General features: G+C 45.6%; 16 protein-coding genes. 11 read left to right on the top strand and 5 right to left on the bottom strand.

All coding sequences use genetic code 11. The features are described 5' to 3' along the window. The first annotated feature begins 162 nt into the window (after nt 1-162). The 7 genes from AC58QM_RS24675 (at nt 163) to AC58QM_RS24645 (ending at nt 9,762) form a co-directional block, all read left to right on the top strand. On the top strand, nt 163-501 hold the full coding sequence (locus AC58QM_RS24675) for a BlaI/MecI/CopY family transcriptional regulator (RefSeq protein WP_397341913.1): 339 nt from the start codon (nt 163-165) through the stop codon (nt 499-501). Between the two features lie 70 nt (nt 502-571). Beyond that, nucleotides 572-2,029 carry a M56 family metallopeptidase gene (locus AC58QM_RS24670; RefSeq protein ID WP_497287492.1) on the top strand — a complete coding sequence of 486 codons (1,458 nt, stop codon included), beginning with the start codon at nt 572-574 and terminating at the stop codon, nt 2,027-2,029. Between the two features lie 475 nt (nt 2,030-2,504). Next, the gene (locus tag AC58QM_RS24665) at nt 2,505-3,473 is read left to right on the top strand and encodes an ABC transporter permease (protein WP_497287491.1); all 969 of its coding nucleotides are present in this window, start codon (nt 2,505-2,507) and stop codon (nt 3,471-3,473) included. Between the two features lie 21 nt (nt 3,474-3,494). Continuing rightward, nucleotides 3,495-4,382 carry a carbohydrate ABC transporter permease gene (locus tag AC58QM_RS24660; RefSeq protein ID WP_497287490.1) on the top strand — a complete coding sequence of 296 codons (888 nt, stop codon included), beginning with the start codon at nt 3,495-3,497 and terminating at the stop codon, nt 4,380-4,382. A 90-nt stretch (nt 4,383-4,472) separates the two neighbouring features. Continuing rightward, nucleotides 4,473-6,176 carry a type 2 periplasmic-binding domain-containing protein gene (locus tag AC58QM_RS24655; protein ID WP_497287489.1) on the top strand — a complete coding sequence of 568 codons (1,704 nt, stop codon included), beginning with the start codon at nt 4,473-4,475 and terminating at the stop codon, nt 6,174-6,176. Nucleotides 6,177-6,305: 129 nt separating this feature from the next. Beyond that, nucleotides 6,306-8,219, top strand: a complete 1,914-nt coding sequence (locus tag AC58QM_RS24650) for a sensor histidine kinase (RefSeq protein WP_497287488.1) — start codon at nt 6,306-6,308, stop codon at nt 8,217-8,219. Beyond that, a complete protein-coding gene (locus AC58QM_RS24645) occupies nt 8,197-9,762 on the top strand; it encodes a response regulator (RefSeq protein ID WP_497287487.1) in 1,566 nt (521 codons plus the stop codon). The genes AC58QM_RS24650 and AC58QM_RS24645 overlap by 23 nt, the downstream gene beginning before the upstream one ends. An 87-nt stretch (nt 9,763-9,849) precedes the next feature. Here AC58QM_RS24645 and AC58QM_RS24640 read toward each other — a convergent pair whose 3' ends face one another. After that, complete coding sequence (locus AC58QM_RS24640) at nt 9,850-10,827, bottom strand: aldo/keto reductase (RefSeq protein WP_497287486.1); 978 nt, start codon at nt 10,825-10,827, stop codon at nt 9,850-9,852. A 200-nt stretch (nt 10,828-11,027) separates the two neighbouring features. Here AC58QM_RS24640 and acpS point away from each other — a divergent pair, with 200 nt between their 5' ends. Continuing rightward, nucleotides 11,028-11,414, top strand: coding sequence for a holo-ACP synthase (gene acpS, locus AC58QM_RS24635; protein WP_497287485.1), 387 nt, complete (start codon nt 11,028-11,030; stop codon nt 11,412-11,414). 235 nt (nt 11,415-11,649) lie between these two features. On the opposite strand, the gene AC58QM_RS24630 is transcribed toward acpS, so the two are convergent. After that, on the bottom strand, nt 11,650-12,249 hold the full coding sequence (locus tag AC58QM_RS24630; RefSeq protein ID WP_497287484.1) for a hypothetical protein: 600 nt from the start codon (nt 12,247-12,249) through the stop codon (nt 11,650-11,652). A gap of 99 nt (nt 12,250-12,348) precedes the next feature. On the opposite strand from AC58QM_RS24630, the gene mutY reads away from it, so the two are divergent. Further along, entirely contained in the window at nt 12,349-13,473 is a 1,125-nt protein-coding gene (gene mutY, locus AC58QM_RS24625; protein WP_497287483.1) for an A/G-specific adenine glycosylase, read from the top strand. 168 nt (nt 13,474-13,641) lie between these two features. After that, nucleotides 13,642-13,986 carry a DUF805 domain-containing protein gene (locus AC58QM_RS24620; RefSeq protein WP_497287482.1) on the top strand — a complete coding sequence of 115 codons (345 nt, stop codon included), beginning with the start codon at nt 13,642-13,644 and terminating at the stop codon, nt 13,984-13,986. 82 nt (nt 13,987-14,068) lie between these two features. On the opposite strand, the gene AC58QM_RS24615 is transcribed toward AC58QM_RS24620, so the two are convergent. Continuing rightward, entirely contained in the window at nt 14,069-14,752 is a 684-nt protein-coding gene (locus tag AC58QM_RS24615) for a Crp/Fnr family transcriptional regulator (protein WP_497287481.1), read from the bottom strand. A gap of 260 nt (nt 14,753-15,012) precedes the next feature. On the opposite strand from AC58QM_RS24615, the gene AC58QM_RS24610 reads away from it, so the two are divergent. Next, nucleotides 15,013-15,366 (top strand): DUF805 domain-containing protein, encoded by a 354-nt coding sequence (locus AC58QM_RS24610; protein WP_497287480.1) that lies wholly within the window; start codon nt 15,013-15,015, stop codon nt 15,364-15,366. A 184-nt stretch (nt 15,367-15,550) separates the two neighbouring features. Here the strand turns inward: AC58QM_RS24610 and AC58QM_RS24605 are convergent, their stop codons facing one another. Both AC58QM_RS24605 and yfhS read right to left on the bottom strand, forming a co-directional pair. Further along, a complete protein-coding gene (locus tag AC58QM_RS24605; protein ID WP_477589195.1) occupies nt 15,551-16,162 on the bottom strand; it encodes a superoxide dismutase in 612 nt (203 codons plus the stop codon). Between the two features lie 96 nt (nt 16,163-16,258). After that, the gene (gene yfhS / locus AC58QM_RS24600; RefSeq protein ID WP_497287479.1) at nt 16,259-16,483 is read right to left on the bottom strand and encodes a mother cell protein YfhS; all 225 of its coding nucleotides are present in this window, start codon (nt 16,481-16,483) and stop codon (nt 16,259-16,261) included. Nucleotide 16,484 lies beyond the last annotated feature (1 nt).

Here is a 16,484-nt window from a genome sequence, read left to right as displayed (position 1 = left end):
CCATGTTTAACATGGATAGTCTTTTCTATTTCTTAAACGACGCAGCTTGACAACATTGGATTACAACTGTAATATTCAATGTGTATTACAAGTGTAATCCAACTGAAAGGAGGAAATGAAGTGAAGACGGTCCCTCATATTACGGATGCCGAATGGGAAGTTATGAAGGTACTCTGGAACGAATCCCCACGCACGGCGAATGAAGTTATTGATGCTATGCAGGAACGGACAGAGTGGAAGCCCAAAACAATTCGAACTTTGCTGAACAGGTTAGCACAGAAGCAAGCGATATCTTTTACACAAGAGAACAGGGTGTATGCTTATTTCCCTTTGGTCTCTGAAGGTGAGTGTGTGAAGTCGGAGACGCAATCTTTTCTGAAAAGAATTTATGGCGGGGCTTTTAAGCCGATGCTCGTTAATTTTTTAAAAGAGGAGCAGTTGTCGGAGGAAGACATTAAAGAGTTGAGAGATATGCTCGAAAGTAAAAATAAAAACAAATGACAGGGATACCGAGTCCGGGCAGATCTGCTTCAGGAAGGTTTCGCTTTTATGAAATAAGGGAGGGGTGAACGTGGGCCGAATAAGTGAAGTTCTTACAGGTCTTTTTGGCTGGATTATATCCGTCTCGCTCATGGCAACGATTACTGTTGTGTTTATCCTGCTGATTCAGCGCATCCTGCATAAACGGATTAAACCTAGATGGCATTATCTCATGTGGTTATTAGTGCTCGTTCGACTGCTCCTGCCTTGGAACTTGGAAAGTCATTTAAGCATTTATAATTGGATATCGTACCCTGGGAGCATTCACGAGATTGATTCGGTAGTAGAAATTGGCATGCATGAGGAGTTTGAAGATAGCGGCGCAGCAGAGAATCTATTGTACAAGTATGCCATGTCTATATGGCTGCTGGGCATTGTCCTATTTGCGATATATACCGTAGTAATTAACCATAAATTTGCTCTGAAAATAAAAAAAGAAACGAGTCCGATATCCGATATCGGCATCCTACACCTGTTCGCTCAGTGTCAACAGCTCATGTCGATACATAAGCCTGTCACGTTAGTGGCCTCGGACAAAATCTCGATGCCGACGCTATTTGGCGTCAGGAAGCCTTGGCTAGTTATCCCGCAGACGGTTCTCAATAGTTTAAATGAGGAACAATTAAGGCATGTTTTTCTACATGAACTCGCACATTGTAAACGAAACGATATCGGCGTTAATTGGCTGATGCAAGTGATGTTGATCATTCATTGGTTTAACCCAATGCTCTGGTATGCTCATCAACGGATGCGTGAAGACCAGGAGATTGCAAGCGATGCATTAGCTCTTTCTTATCTTGAACCATCCAAAAGAGAAGATTACGGATATACGCTCATTCAATTATTAGAAACCTATGTCCGTCCCGTAAGTGTACCTGGCAATGTTCATTTATCTGGAAACAAGTCACAGTTAAAGAGGAGAATTATGATGATAAAACAGTTTCAATTTAATTCGTACCGTTGGTCGTTCCTTGGTTTGGCTGCCGTTCTCATTATTAGTGGTTGCTCGTTGACGAATGCAAGTGTGGATAAGAAATCAGCGGTTGAATCCAATTCACCAATTGTTGATCAGAAGACAACTGAGACGAGTTCGCTAACAACGGGGACAAATACCAATACGAATACCAATACGTCTGTGGATAAAGGCAGTGAAACCAAGGTTGCTGATACAGTGGCACCTACCACACCAACGGTGGAGTCAAGTTCAGCGCCTGCGCTAACACCAGCGCCCGCACGGGTAGTGGAGGGATCAAGGTCAGAAGCTGCAGCAGCCCAAGCTACGGAGAGATCAAGAACAGCACCAGCACCAGTAGCTGCGCCAGCAGCTGAGAGATCAAGACTAACACCTACAGCTGTACCGGCTGAGGAGGGATCAAGATCAGCGACTGCGGCAGCCCAAGTCACGGAGCGATCAAGATCAGTACCTGCAGCAGTCCCTGAAGTGAGGGAGTTAACATCAACACCGACAGCTGCACCCGTAGCGAAGTAAATCTAATTGAAGAAGACCTGAGGCAATCTTGCCTTGGGTCTCTTTCGTGTGCCATGCTGGTTGTTCATTGACTAGAAGAAGCAGTAGTTGTTGGCAGTGTTCAGTTGAGTAGCTAGCTTTCAAATAACTGTAAAACATACAGCTAATATTGGCGTATGATCTAAGATTTAGCGAATAAATGGAAAAAGTGCAGCTAATTTCAGCAAGATCGGCCGTTTGGTCGACTTTGGCGGAAATTAACTGTAGGAAATCCATTTATTACTCCCAAATGGGGAGAATCGGCAAAATTAGCTACATTGAATCCATTTATTTGTCTAGTTGCAGCGTAGAGTAGGCTAAATGTCAGGACTCTCACCACATATCCAAAAAATAGTAACCATAGCTGAAATTTGAAGCCTTACATGGTCAGGATAGAACACCTATAATGAGTTATGAAAGTGCTTACAAGGAAAAGACACAGGAGGTGCAGCCAGAAATGAAGACGGAGACGGAAATTGCCACTCCGAATCACAAGTCAGTCCCTTTCCGCAAATCAGCGTCAAGGCTGCTCCGCATCGTATACGCACAGCGATATTTGCAGGTTATGGCGCTGCTCGGCGTCGCGTGGATGATTATTTTTCACTATGTCCCCATGTACGGGATACTCATCGCTTTTAAGGATTTCAATATTGTAAAACCCATATCGGCCGCACCTTGGGCGGGGCTTGAGCACTTCAAGGCTTTTCTGGAAGACGACAATTTAGCCAGTGTCATTAAAAATACCGTCGGGATGAGTGTGCTCAAACTCATTATTGGCTTTCCGCTTCCCATCGTGTTCGCCTTATTTCTGAACGAACTTCGTTCGATCCGTTTTAAGAAGCTGGTTCAAACGATTTCCTACTTACCCCACTTCTTATCTTGGGTTATTCTCGGTGGCATACTTGCCACTTGGTTAGCTGACGTTGGCCTGATAAACAAGCTCCTCCTAGCGCTCAATATTATCCAAGAGCCTATCAGCTACTTGGCAGAGCCTTCGTATTTCTGGAGTATTATCATCACCTCCGATATCTGGAAGGAGCTTGGCTGGTCGGCGATTATCTATCTCGCAGCGATGTCCGGTGTATCCCCGGATATGTATGAAGCGGCAACGATCGATGGAGCAGGGCGTTTTCAGAAAATGTTCTATGTGACCCTTCCATCCATCAAAGGAACCATCACGATCCTGTTCATTCTCTCTGTGAGCGGTATTCTGAACTCCAATTTCGACCAAATTCTCGTGCTCAAAAACCAACTAAACGCCAGCGCCAGCAACGTGATCGATGTGTATGTGTATGAGGTAGGCCTTCGTCAGAGTCGTTTCTCCTATGCTACGGCGGTTGGCTTGATTAAGTCGCTTATCTCACTCCTGTTGCTGCTTTCAGCGAATTTCATTACCAAGAGGCTCAACAACACGTCTCTATTCTAAAAGCTAGGAGGTGAGCCAACGATGTTTTCCCTGAATCGCAGAACCTACAAAGAGGCTGCATTCGATCATTTCAATTTTATTTTCATGCTAGTTATCTGCTTCGTAACGATTTATCCCATCTGGTATGTGCTTGTGAATTCCTTTAATGAAGGCAATGACGCCATGCGAGGGGGCATCTACTGGTGGCCTCGGGTGTTCAGCATTGACAGCTATAAAGCCGTTTTTGCAAATAATGGCATCATGCTGGCGATGGGCGTAACCGTAGCGAAAACGCTTATTGGTACCGTGGTTCACGTACTTTTTACAGCGATGGTGGCCTATGCATTTTCCCGCAAAGAGCTAATCGGCCGTAACGTCTACATGCTGATCGGTACGGTCACCTTATTTTTCAGCGGAGGCTTAATTCCGTACTACTTGTTAATCCGAGATTTAGGGATGCTCGACAGCTTCCTGGTATATATCATTCCGGCGATGTTCAGCTTTTTCGATCTCATTATCTTCTTAGCCTTCTTCCGAGAAATCCCGGATGCCTTAGAGGAGGCCGCCAAGATTGATGGCGCAAATGATTTTAAAATCTTTTATCAAATCATCCTGCCGGTGTCCATGCCTGTTGTCGCTACGATTGCGCTCTTTCACGGCGTCTATCAATGGAATGATTATTTTACCGGGATGATCTATATTAACAAAAGCGAACTGCAACCGATCCAGACGTATCTCTATCGGGTCGTTGCGCAGTCCAGCTCCAATCAAATGATGGCTGCAACGACGGGAAGTGTGGCGAAGACAGTATCGTCTCAGTCGATTAAGCTTGCAACGATGGTTGTAACCACATTGCCGATTGTCATCATCTATCCTTTTTTACAGAAGTATTTTGTAAAAGGTTTTATGATCGGTTCGATAAAAGGTTAATCAGGTTAATCTTCACGTTACTTAGGTGGTCAGCTCTGTTCTAGACAGAGATTGCACATATGACAATGAATCCGAAAAGGGGAAACGCCAATGAGGAAACCACGCAAAACGCTAACGACATTGCTTGCTTTATTTACAGCTTTTTCAATAACTGCTTGTACCACAGATAAAGAGACTAACACCAGTACGGCCAGTCCTGAGGCGACCAAAGCGGCAGAAACCGCCGCACCACAATCCGCTGCGCCTGTAGCAAACGCGAATGATCCAGGTTGGAAATCCGACACAAAGCCGATTACATTCGATTGGTATCTTAACTTTTCTTGGTTTCCTAATAAATGGGGCGTTGATGCCACTTCGCAGTACATCACCAAGAAAACCGGTGTGAATATCAACTTTATCGTCCCTGCGGGCAATGAGAATGAGAAGCTGAATACGATGATTGCTTCAGGTAAGTTGCCTGATTTTATCACACTGGGCTGGTATGAAGATGCTGTTAAGAAAATGATCGAAGGCAATATGGTGCTTCCGCTGAATGAGCTTGCCAAACAGTATGATCCTTATTTTATCAAGGTAGCTGATCCTGCGAAAACATCGTGGTACACACAGAAAGATGGCAATTTCTACGGCTATCCGAACGCGTCCTCCTCCTCAGAGGACTACAAGAAATACGGGCAAAACTTCGTCTCCAACCAAACGTTCCTTGTTCGTAAAGATATGTATGAGGCGATCGGTAAACCAGATATGAGAACACAAGAAGGGTTCCTGAACGCGCTTAAGGTGGCGAAAGAGAAGTTCCCTGATGTGAACGGTCAGCCACTGATTCCGCTGGGTTTGCATGAGTTCGGAGACTTAGGGAATAGTTCACTGCTGGATGCTGGTCAAAATGGTTCCATGCTGCAAAATTTCTTAGCGATTCCGTATGAAAAAGATAATAAGCTTTATGATCGTTCCTCCGATCCAGAGTTTGTGAGCTGGCTCAAAACGTTCCGTAAAGCCAATGAAATGGGCTTGTTGGCCAAGGATATTTTTATCGATAAACGTCCTCAAATGGAAGAAAAGATCGCGCAAGGCCGCTATTTTGCCATGTTGTATCAACGTTCTGATTTAGCGAATCAAAATATTTCCCTGTACCAAAAAGATCCGAACAAAGTCTACATCGCTGTAGACGGTCCAGCTAATGCTGCAAAAAGCCCGCCAACCCTAGCAGGTCCTGGGATCTCAGGTTGGACAGTGACGTTGATTTCCAAAGACGTGAAAGACAAAGCAAGAGCGATTAAATTCTTGAGCTACCTCATTAGTGAAGAGGGGAACAAGGATCTATACCTCGGTGAAAAAGGCGTTAGCTATGACACCATCAATGGCAAAGATCAATTTAAGCCAGAAGTGGTGGATCTGATGAATAAAGACCGGGCTGCTTTTGATAAAAAATATGGCTCCTCGTATACCTTCTGGATGCTGATGGATACGAACATGAATCTGCAATGGGCACCACCTAGTGTGGAACCAATTAAACAACCGGAAGAGTGGACGAAAGGTAAGTCCAAAAGCTTCTCGCAGTACGATAACATTGTGCCAACAGGGACATCGGAAGAGGGCATTGCCAATACGAAAATCGCCCAGGCGTGGGGAAAAACGCTTCCGAAGCTGCTATTAGCTAAAACGGATGCCGAATTCGATCAGTTGCTCGATAAATACCAAAAGGATCGGAAAGCAGCTGGCTTGGATAAGGTGCAAGCGTACCAACAAAAAGAATTTGAATCTAACGTGAAGAAAATTGCTGCATCCGCGAAGTAAATCTATAAAACGACCTGAGAGCCCGAATCTATCGGGTTTTCGGGTTTTTCGCCGCAAATAGTTCCCGCATGCTCCGTATTTTAGTTTAAAATAAGAGAACTACCGAATAGAAAGACGGGATATGAGACCATGGGATCTATGCTAGGCAAAGGAAGAATGCGGATTACGCAGATGACGAACCGTATTTCGATTCAAACGAAACTAATCGGTGCCTATATCATTATCATTTTGATTCCCATTATATTGATTTCTTGGTATTTATTTAATGAATTTTATCGAAATACGATTCAAGACACCGTGAACAATAATCAGTATGCGTTAGAGAGTGAGAAGGCGAGTATTCTGGGCAATATTGAAGCGATGGGGCGTGCAGCACAGTTTTCCATCACGGACAAAGAGGTTATTCAATATTTGCATAGCGCGCATGAGCTAGAAGTTTCTGAGCTTGTTGATTTTAATATGAATACGTTTTCAAACTTACAGCGTCTCCTGTTTAATAACCCGAGTATCGCCAATGTGCGCTTGTTTACAGATAATCCGAATACCGAAGAGATTTGGCCCATTTTTCTAAAAGAGAGTCGAATCGCAGATAGACCTTGGTACAAGGACGTGCTGGAACGCAAGGGTGAGGCCCGCTGGGAAATTTTGCAGAATGAGAAAGATATTATGAATCGCTACAACACGAGTAATGAAACTAGCTGGACATACGTCTCCCTGTTGAAAGAAATTTACTATCCCAAGGACACACGCGTTGCCATTCTTGAGGTCGATATGCTGATGGAGAAGTTTTTTCAGAAGCTGTTCAGTCCCATTCAGGATGGACAGTCACATATGCTCGTAATCGATCGACATGGTGGGATGTTTACGGGGAATGGTGATGAATTTTTCAAAGGCATGAATATGGAGCAGCTGCGCCAGGCTTGGAATGCCAACCCGCATCCGGAGGGATCTAATTTCACGGTCACCATAGGGGATACGCCTTACTTGATTTTGGCGACGGCCATCGATAATCTGGATGCTCACTTACTGAATGTGGTGTCGTTAAAAGAACCCGTGACGCAAATTCATCATACCCGTAATTTATTTATCGCGGCTGCCGTTGTGTTAATTGCGCTTTTGTCAGCGATTACGTATTTCCTGCAAGGGTTAATCCTAAAAAAATTGCATATCTTACGAGACTCCATGAAAAAGGTGCGCAGAGGCGATCTCAATGTACAAATTGATATGGATGCAGGCGGGGAAGTGGGCGAGCTTGCCCATCATTTCCGGCAAATGATGAAGAAGATGAATGAGCTCATCGTGGAAGCTGTGAACAAACAAGCGGCGACAAAAGAAGCAGAGCTGAGCTCGCTGAAAAATCAGATCGACGCGCATTTCCTGTACAACACCTTGGAAAATTTGAAAATGATGGCCGAAGTCGAAGCGCAGTATACGATTTCGAATGCGTTGACTTCACTTGGCGCGATGATGCGCTACAGTCTGAAGTGGTCCAGCGATCAGGTTCAGCTGCGCCATGAAATTCAGCATATCCAGAACTATATTGCGATTATGAACATCCGCTATGACGATAAATTAGAGCTGAAACTGGATATTCCCAGCAGCTATCTCGATCAGGAAGTATTGAAAATGTCGCTTCAACCCCTTGTGGAGAATGCGGTGAAGCACGGCATGAATATCGACAGGGCTAGACGCGAAGGTGTCACGATCTGGATTCGTGCGAGCCAGAGCGAGGAGGGCATGCTCATCGAAGTGGGAGATAATGGCGCAGGCATGTCATCCTCTCAGCTAGAGGAGCTTCATGAGAAGTTGCATATGGAGGACGCGTATTTTCATAACAAATATGGGAATAGGCCCGAGCGCGAGCAGGAAGGTAACGGCATTGGGATGCGTAATGTGACGCAGCGAATCAAAATGTACTACGGGAATGAGTATGGGATTTGGGTAGAGAGTGCAGAGGGGACGTATACCAAAGTATTCATGAAGCTGCCTTATTTGATATTGTCTGGAGGGATGTCTACGGATGAGAAACATACTTATCGTTGATGATGAGAAAAATATCCGACTCGGCCTGAAAGCCATGATTGCCCGTGAATTTCCCGAAGCGTATACGTTCGAGTTTGCTGGGGACGGCGAAGAAGCGCTGCAGCTGATTCAGAGCGTCACGATAGATATTGTCATTACGGATATTCGTATGCCCGTGATGGATGGAATAACGCTAATTAATCGGATTCAGGAGATGGTTCTGAAGCCTGCAGTTATTATTTTAAGCGGACACGATGACTTCCCCTATGCGAAGGAAGCGATCCGTTGTGAAGTGAAGGAATATCTCTTGAAGCCGATTGTTCGGGAAGAGTTGTTTAGCGCTCTAGTGCGTTTGGAAAGTGATCTGAAGCTGAAAGAGCAAATTTCGGAGCAATTGAACAGTTCCTTCCAGCAGAAGGAAGCTTTCAAGGAGAGTCAGTTGAGTTACTTGCTCCGGCATTCCCACATAGATGGGGAGACCATGCGTAGCAAGCTCGGGCAGATTGATATGGCTTGGGTGGAGGCAGGGTTTCAAGTTGGCGTGCTTCACTATCGGGGAACGGCAGCGGAGATGAAGCATTCCGAATTTGTGGCTCGTATCCAAGATGAACTTGCCCATGTGCCAGACCACTGCCGTGATCGGCATGCAATTGTGCTGGATAAAGAAAACCAGCTAGTGCTCATTGCCGAGCAGGGGGAGTTGTTTCCCTATTTAACGGAGCGAATCGCTGGGGCAGCAGGGTATTTCATGTACAGCATGGGGGTAAGCGACTACACGCGTGGAGCGGAGCGGTTGCAGCCTGCATATACGGAAGCTCTCGAGGCGTTGAAGTATACGTTTTTGCAGTCGGGGCCAGGCAGTGTTAGTTATGAAACGATTTGTCACAAAAATAAGGACTTCACTGTTCCTCTTGCTACAATCCAAAGAATCGCCAATATGCTCGGAACGGACCGCAATAAGGAAATGTCCGCGCTGCTGCTGGAAATACTCGATATGAAAACAGTAGCTAGTTTCGATATCGCCTATGTAGAGGCTGTGAGCAAAGCCTTGAATGAGCTTGTTTTTGATAAAGTATTTCATGTGTATGGCGGGGAGTCTGTGGAGATTCTGCGGTTGTTCAAAAAGGTTGGGGATATCTCGAATTTCTATTATTTTTCAGATTATTATCATAGTGTCGAGGGCCTGTTGGATCGACTCAATGCGTATGTGCGCACGATGAAGACGTTCCATATCGACCACAGAGAAATGAAGAAAGCCACACAATACATACAGGAGAACTTTGATAAAGATCTGAATATGGCCATGGTTTCGAACCATGTGTCCTTCAATTACTCCTATTTCAGTCAGGCCTTCAAGGAGTATACGGGCGAAAGCTTCGTTCACTATTTGAAAAGGCTGCGCATTGAGCGGGCACGCGAGCTGCTGGCCACGACAGACTTCAAAGTCTATGAGATCAGCGAACGGGCTGGATTTGAGAATGTGAAACATTTCAGCCGCGTGTTCAAAGAGATGGAGGGCGTTAGTCCCCAGGAGTATAGGGATCTGCGTGAAGTGATCAGCTGAGCGCGAAAGAGGCCGTCGTGAAGTAGATTTTACTACTTCACGACGGCCTTATTTGCGTGGGCACGCAGATGCCCAGGGTATAAACGGCTACGGCATACGCAAGCCGCGGGAGCTCTCGAGCAGCGCGTACCATTCTTCGCGTGTCATCGTGTCCGCGATGCGAACCGCGTCTTCACAAGCGACGATCCGCTGTGCGGAGGAAGTGCCGATGACCGGCTGAATGCGAGCCGGATGCTTCATGAGCCAGCCAAGTACGATGGCTTCTGGCGTCGTTTCTTTCTCAGCAGCCAGCTTCTGAACAAGCGCAGCTGTTTTCTTGACGGTTTCAGGCGCGTCCTCAGTGGCGCCGCCGGAGAACTTACCTTTAGCAAGAGGGCCCCATGCTTGAATTTGAATATCGTTCATCTGACAGTGTTCAAGGATACCATCGGCGAAGTTAACGCTGGCTCCTACCTTTTGATTCACCAGAATGCCTTGCTCAATCCAATCCAAACGCGCCAAACTCAGTTCCAATTGGTTCACGACAAGCGGTTCTGGCAGGGAGTTTTGGATGAAGCGCATTTGCGCGGAGGTCATGTTAGACACGCCGAAATGGCGAACCTTACCCGCGGAGCGCAGTGTATTGAAAGCTTCCGCGATTTCTTCAGGTTCCATGAGCGGATCCGGGCGATGCAGCAGCAAGATATCGATGTGCTCCACACCAAGTCGACCGAGGATACCATCTACGGAGCTGAGGATATGGTTTTTGCTAAAATCAAAACGCTGCGGATGCTGTTCATCTTGGAAGCGAATTCCGCATTTCGATTGTAAAATGATTTGGTCGCGCAAATCAGGTCTATTCTTGAGAACCTGACCGAAGACGGTCTCAGAGTTCCCTCTTTTATAAATGTCAGCATGATCGAACATCGTAATTCCAATTGATAATGCGGCTTCTACAGCTTTTTCAGCGGTGACGTAATCTTCCTTGGTTAATGGATTGCCGGCCCAATCTCCGCCTAATCCCATACATCCGAAGACAATGCGGCTGTTTGAAATCCCGCGTCTTTCCAGTGGCATGATTTTCACTATGATGGCCTCCTAGCTATAATTTCTATGCCTAGTATAACGCTTGCGGCCGGAAGACATAAGAGCTGAAAATAGGGTTACTTACTTACCTTAACGTAACCTGTGGTGTTTGTGCGCGGCGGTTCCCTTGACCTTAGCCGAGGAATCGGTTAAATTGTACGCAAAGCGTTATTGCGAGCAGAAATGAGGCCGGTTGAGCGATGATCATGGGTGTTGGAACGGATTTAATTGAAATTGAGCGAATAGGCAAAATGCTCGAAGGACTTTCAGGCGATCGCTTTATGGCGCGAGTGTTGACACCTGTGGAGCAGGAGCTAGCGCAGAAACGTCGCGGACGGCTCGCGGAGTTCGTTGCAGGACGTTTCGCAGCGAAGGAAGCGATCGTGAAAGCCATTGGCTGCGGGATCGGAAAGCAGATTGGTTTTCAAGATATCGAAGTGCTGCCGGACCTACTTGGCAAACCCGTCTGCCAGGTGAAAGAGGAGGCTTTGCTGCGGGCAGGTCTTCAGGGCAGTCACCGCATACATATTAGCATTACGCATACTGCATCAATGGCTGCGGCTTATGCGATTGTTGAGCAGCTGTGAGTGTCTGCATGCGTGGAACAAATAACTGGATTTTCTGCTGTTAATTGCACTGGATTTGGCCTGTAAATGCAAATAGATGGATTTTCTACAGTTAATTTCAGCCGATTTGAGCTAAAGTGGCTCCATTCGGCGAAAATAGATGCAGAAAATCCATCTAATCGTTGAAAAACGTGTATTTCTCTCAAAATAGCTGGAGGATTTCCAGTTAGTTTGGGTTGGTGTTTTAACTAACTCTCTACCTCGCCCAAACCCGAAGCATATACCCACTCACGAGCAGGCTGATGCCGCCCATTCCCTCGAGAATCACATCCGAATAGCCCAAATACCACACGGCCATGACCGCAGTTAGCGTGAAAAGCCACAATCCCACATAAATAAGCGATCTACCGAGCAGCAGGCCGACCTGAACGAACCCGATCGCGAGTAGGAACGCTCGCAAGATAGGCGCAAACAACGGACTCACTGCACCGATGGCATCCAATAAAGCAACGGCAGCAACGAGTAGTGCTCCTGGTAGCACTAGAAATATAGGATGCCCCCAGCCATGCTTCACAGAATCCTCGGTTTCACTTGTGTTTCCAGGACTCAAGGATTTGCGCATCCCCCAAATCTGGATCAAGCTAGCCACTACAGCGGTGATGAAAGCCGCTTGCTTCAACCAATCCAAATCGCGCCAGTAGAGGGCGAAATCAACTCCAGCGCTAAACACCCACTCGGCGCCCCAAATGAACACAAGGGGAATAAGTCCCTGAGCTTCGCGCAGCCAATCTCTTCTTTTATTTGTTAATTGATGTTGCCCTGGTTTAGTCAAATTAGCTTGCTTCGACGTTTGCATACATTCACCTCTAGTTTTATGTTCCGAACTTCTCGTATAATGGTACCATATCCATTCATCCATTATAACTTGAACGTGCCCCATAGAGAAGGAGAGCTCATGTACAGCGAAGAACAGAAGATGTATTTTTCCAAGAATCTCTTGGATTGGTACCAGACACATAAACGTGATTTACCTTGGCGTAGAAGTAAAAACCCTTATTATATATGGATTTCCGAAGTCATGCTGCAGCAAACACGTGTGGATACCGTAATTCCGTATTTTCATCGATTTATTGATCAATTTCCAACTGTCGAGGCGCTTGCAACCGCACCAGAAGAAAATGTCCTTAAAGCGTGGGAAGGACTCGGCTACTATTCACGAGCAAGGAACCTTCAATCTGCTGTTAGAGAAGTGCACGAACGTTATGAGGGCATTGTCCCGCAAAATAAAGAGGATATCTCCGCGCTCAAAGGCGTAGGGCCTTATACATCAGGAGCGATCCTGAGCATCGCCTACAACAAGCCTGAGCCTGCGGTCGATGGCAATGTGATGCGCGTACTTTCGCGCTATTTTCTCATCGAAGAAGACATTATGAAGCCGTCGACACGGACGATTATGGAAAAGCTGGCACGCGAGCTGATCTTGGACGGAACTGCCAGCGACTTCAACCAAGCGCTGATGGAGCTCGGAGCCATGGTGTGCACCCCAAGGTCACCACATTGCTTGACGTGCCCTGTCATGGCACATTGTTCAGCCCGTGAAGCTGGCATGGAAGAGGCTCTGCCCATCAAAAAGAAAGCGAAGCCGCCCCGCCCTGAGCTGCGTGCTGTCGCTCTCATCGAGGGGACTGGCGAGCATGCAGGCAAATGGTTGATCAGGCAGCGCCAGCAAGAGGGCTTGCTAGCTCGGATGTGGGAGCTCCCGCATGTCGAATGGGCGACAACGGCTTGGCAGTCTGATGAGGACAACCAGGTGGCACTTCGTGAGGCACTTGCGGAGCAGGAGCAGATCGGGATCCAGCCGGAGGCATGGTTCATGGATACGGAGCATATTTTCAGCCATATTGTATGGAAAATGAAGGTATATCGCGCGAAGCTTGGCGACGCGAACCGTCCGAGCACTGGGGAGGAATGGATTCCTTTTCATTACCGCTGGGTAGGTCCGGAGGATCTCCAGAATTATGCTTTTCCGAATGTGTTTGTACGGATTATGAGGGAATGGCAGGAAGGCAATGAAGCGTAAAACGACATCGTGATTCATAAGAAAGCGACCCTATGGGTCGCTTTTTTGCGTTAACTTCCAAAACTAAATGAATGAGATTCCTTTGAAAGGAATATCAATGGAGGAGAAAAGCTGGCGTGTAGATATCGCAGAATGCCGTTGTAAACAAACACTAAGGAGTTGATGTTCATGGAATGGTATTTCAAAGTCTTATCGAATTACGTTGGTTTTCAAGGTAGAGCAAGACGGAAAGAATATTGGATGTTTGTGCTTATCAATATTATTATTTCAATTGCACTTGGTATTATTGAAGCTATTATCGGAACGAATCAGGTCCTATCCTTTATTTATTCATTAGCTATCCTTTTGCCTTCACTTGCGGTTGCATTTCGAAGACTACATGACACGGGTAAAAGTGGCTGGTGGCTATTAATTAGCTTAATTCCCTTAATTGGTTCCATCATCTTGCTCGTGTTTTTCTGTCAGGATAGTGATGCCGCCGATAATCAATATGGTCCAAATCCGAAGAGATAGTTCCCTTTACAGCTTACTGAAAACAAAAAAAGCGGCCCTTTGGGTCGCTTTTCTTTATTATCTTAGCACGATTAGATGGAAACTACCGGATTTCAGCCTTAATGGCTTCGATATTTCTTAATGTGATTAACTTTTTGTCAATGTAAATAAGCTCGTCATCCAGCATTTCCTGGAGTACTTTTGTGACGGATTCACGCACAGTGCCAACTAAATTTGCCAGTTGTTGATGAGTAAGCTTCACATCGATAAGAAGACCTGTAGGTGTCATAATGCCGTGCTGTTCGGACAAGCGAATCATCGTCTTGATAATGCGTGAGCGAACGCCTAGGAAAGTCAAATCAAAGATTTGATCATTGGCATGCCGTAAACGCTGCATCGTCGTTTCTAGGAGTTTTAGGCATAGCTTAGGGCTTTTTTCCAAGAATGATGTAAATGACGTGCGGTTTAAGACGTAAAAGGTACTGGAAGCCAACGCTTCGGCGGTTGCTGAACGAGTCATACCACTGCTAAGCAGAGACATTTCGCCGAAAAAATCCCCATCACGGAACAAAGCGAGTGTAATTTCTTTGGCTTCGTCAACTCGATATATCTTCACGACACCGGATTGGATCAAGAATAGTTCCTCGCCAACATCACCTTCGACAAAAAGAATAGTACCCTTATTCACTTTCTTTTCAGCAAATAAAGGGGCAATTCCAAACAAATCATCTTCAGCGAGCTCTTGAAAGAGGGGAATATGTTGAAGTAAAGGAACGATGGTCTTCAAGGGTCGTCAACTCATTTCAGCTTTAGATAATTTACTTTATTTTACTTCATGGTACAACGCTTACGATACGGCGTAAAGAGAAAAGCAGTAAGAACAATTCTTAAGTGTACAAGGAAACAAAATATTGCAAAAAATTTGTGAATTCTTTGTGAAAATTCAATAATTGACAGCAAATTTCGACATTTTTCGGTAAGTTCAATCCCATATAATGTTAATAGATTCAATAAAATCAGAATAATAATAAAAAGGGGTTATTGCCGATGAGTTGGTATTTAAAGGCGTTATCGAACTATGTAGGGTTTTCAGGTAGAGCAAGACGGAAGGAATATTGGATGTTTGTATTGTTTAATTTTATTATTTCAGTTGCTATTGGGATCATTGATTGGATTCTTGGACTGGATAATCTATTAAGTGGTATTTATACATTAGGGATTTTATTACCTGGGTTGGCTATTTCAGTTCGTAGATTACATGATACAGGAAGATCTGGATGGTGGTTGTTAATAGGGATTATTCCATTGATTGGTGCTATCATTCTACTCGTGTTCGAATGCCAAGATAGCCATGACAAGGAGAATAAATTTGGTTTTAATCCAAAAGCACTATCGCATTAGGATGTATAAGTAATTGTGAAAAAGCGACCCTCTCGGGTCGCTTTTTACGTATGACATTATTCCAAACGGTAGTGATGGCGTCAGTGACCTTAATGCCTCTCTCCGATTGATCAAATTAAGTTAAGTTAAATCCTCACATGAAAAAAAGCGCCCCCCGCAGGGGTCGCTTCCTCTTATTTCCGTATTACTTCGCTGCGTCGTAACGTTTGCTAACTTCGTTCCAGTTAACAACGTTCCAGAAAGCTGCGATGTAGTCAGGGCGTTTGTTTTGGTAGTTAAGGTAGTAAGCATGCTCCCAAACATCAAGACCAAGAACCGGCGTTTCGCCTTCCATGATCGGGCTGTCTTGGTTCGGCAAGCTGTATACTTTCAATTTACCAGCTTTGTCAACAGCTAGGAAAGCCCAGCCAGAGCCAAAACGTGTAGTTGCAGCAGCAGCGAAATCTGCTTTGAATTTATCAAAGCCGCCAAGCTCGCTGTCAATTGCAGCTGCTAGTGCGCCTGTAGGTGCTCCGCCAGCTTCTGGTCCGATTGTTTCCCAGAATAGGGAGTGGTTAGCGTGTCCGCCACCATTGTTGCGAACTGCTGTACGGATATCTTCAGGAAGGCTGTTAAGGTCAGCGATCAAGTCATTAAGGGATTTGTCATGAAGAGCTGGATGTTTGTCCAAAGCTGCGTTCAAGTTAGTTACATAAGCGTTATGGTGACGATCGTGATGAATCTCCATAGTTTTTGCGTCGATGTGCGGCTCAAGAGCTTCGTTTGCGTACGGAAGAGCTGGTAGTTGATGTGCCATTGAATAAATACCTCCTAAAAATTATGTAGTTTCAATTTCATTATGAAGGAACACAGCTAATAAAGCAACATTTGTGTTTACTAAGTCGGTCGACCATTAAATGCCGCGCCGTTCCATTTCCCGTGTAATTTGATTGTGCATGGCTGTATCTTGTTCGTGAAGGTAGGGAGATAAGTCGCTCATGGTCCTGTGGAGCTGAAGTAGCTCAATTTCAGTCCATTCCTCAGGCTTCTTAGTGCTCAGGAATTGGAAATCTGGAATATTACGGGGGTACTCGTGCGCCGTAAGTTCATGATCTAATTCGTTGTTGTTATCTGACAAA

Source organism: Paenibacillus sp. J22P165, assembly GCF_059692015.1.
The sequence above is the reverse complement of the archived record's forward strand: the minus strand, read 5'-3'. Positions and strand labels throughout refer to the sequence as shown.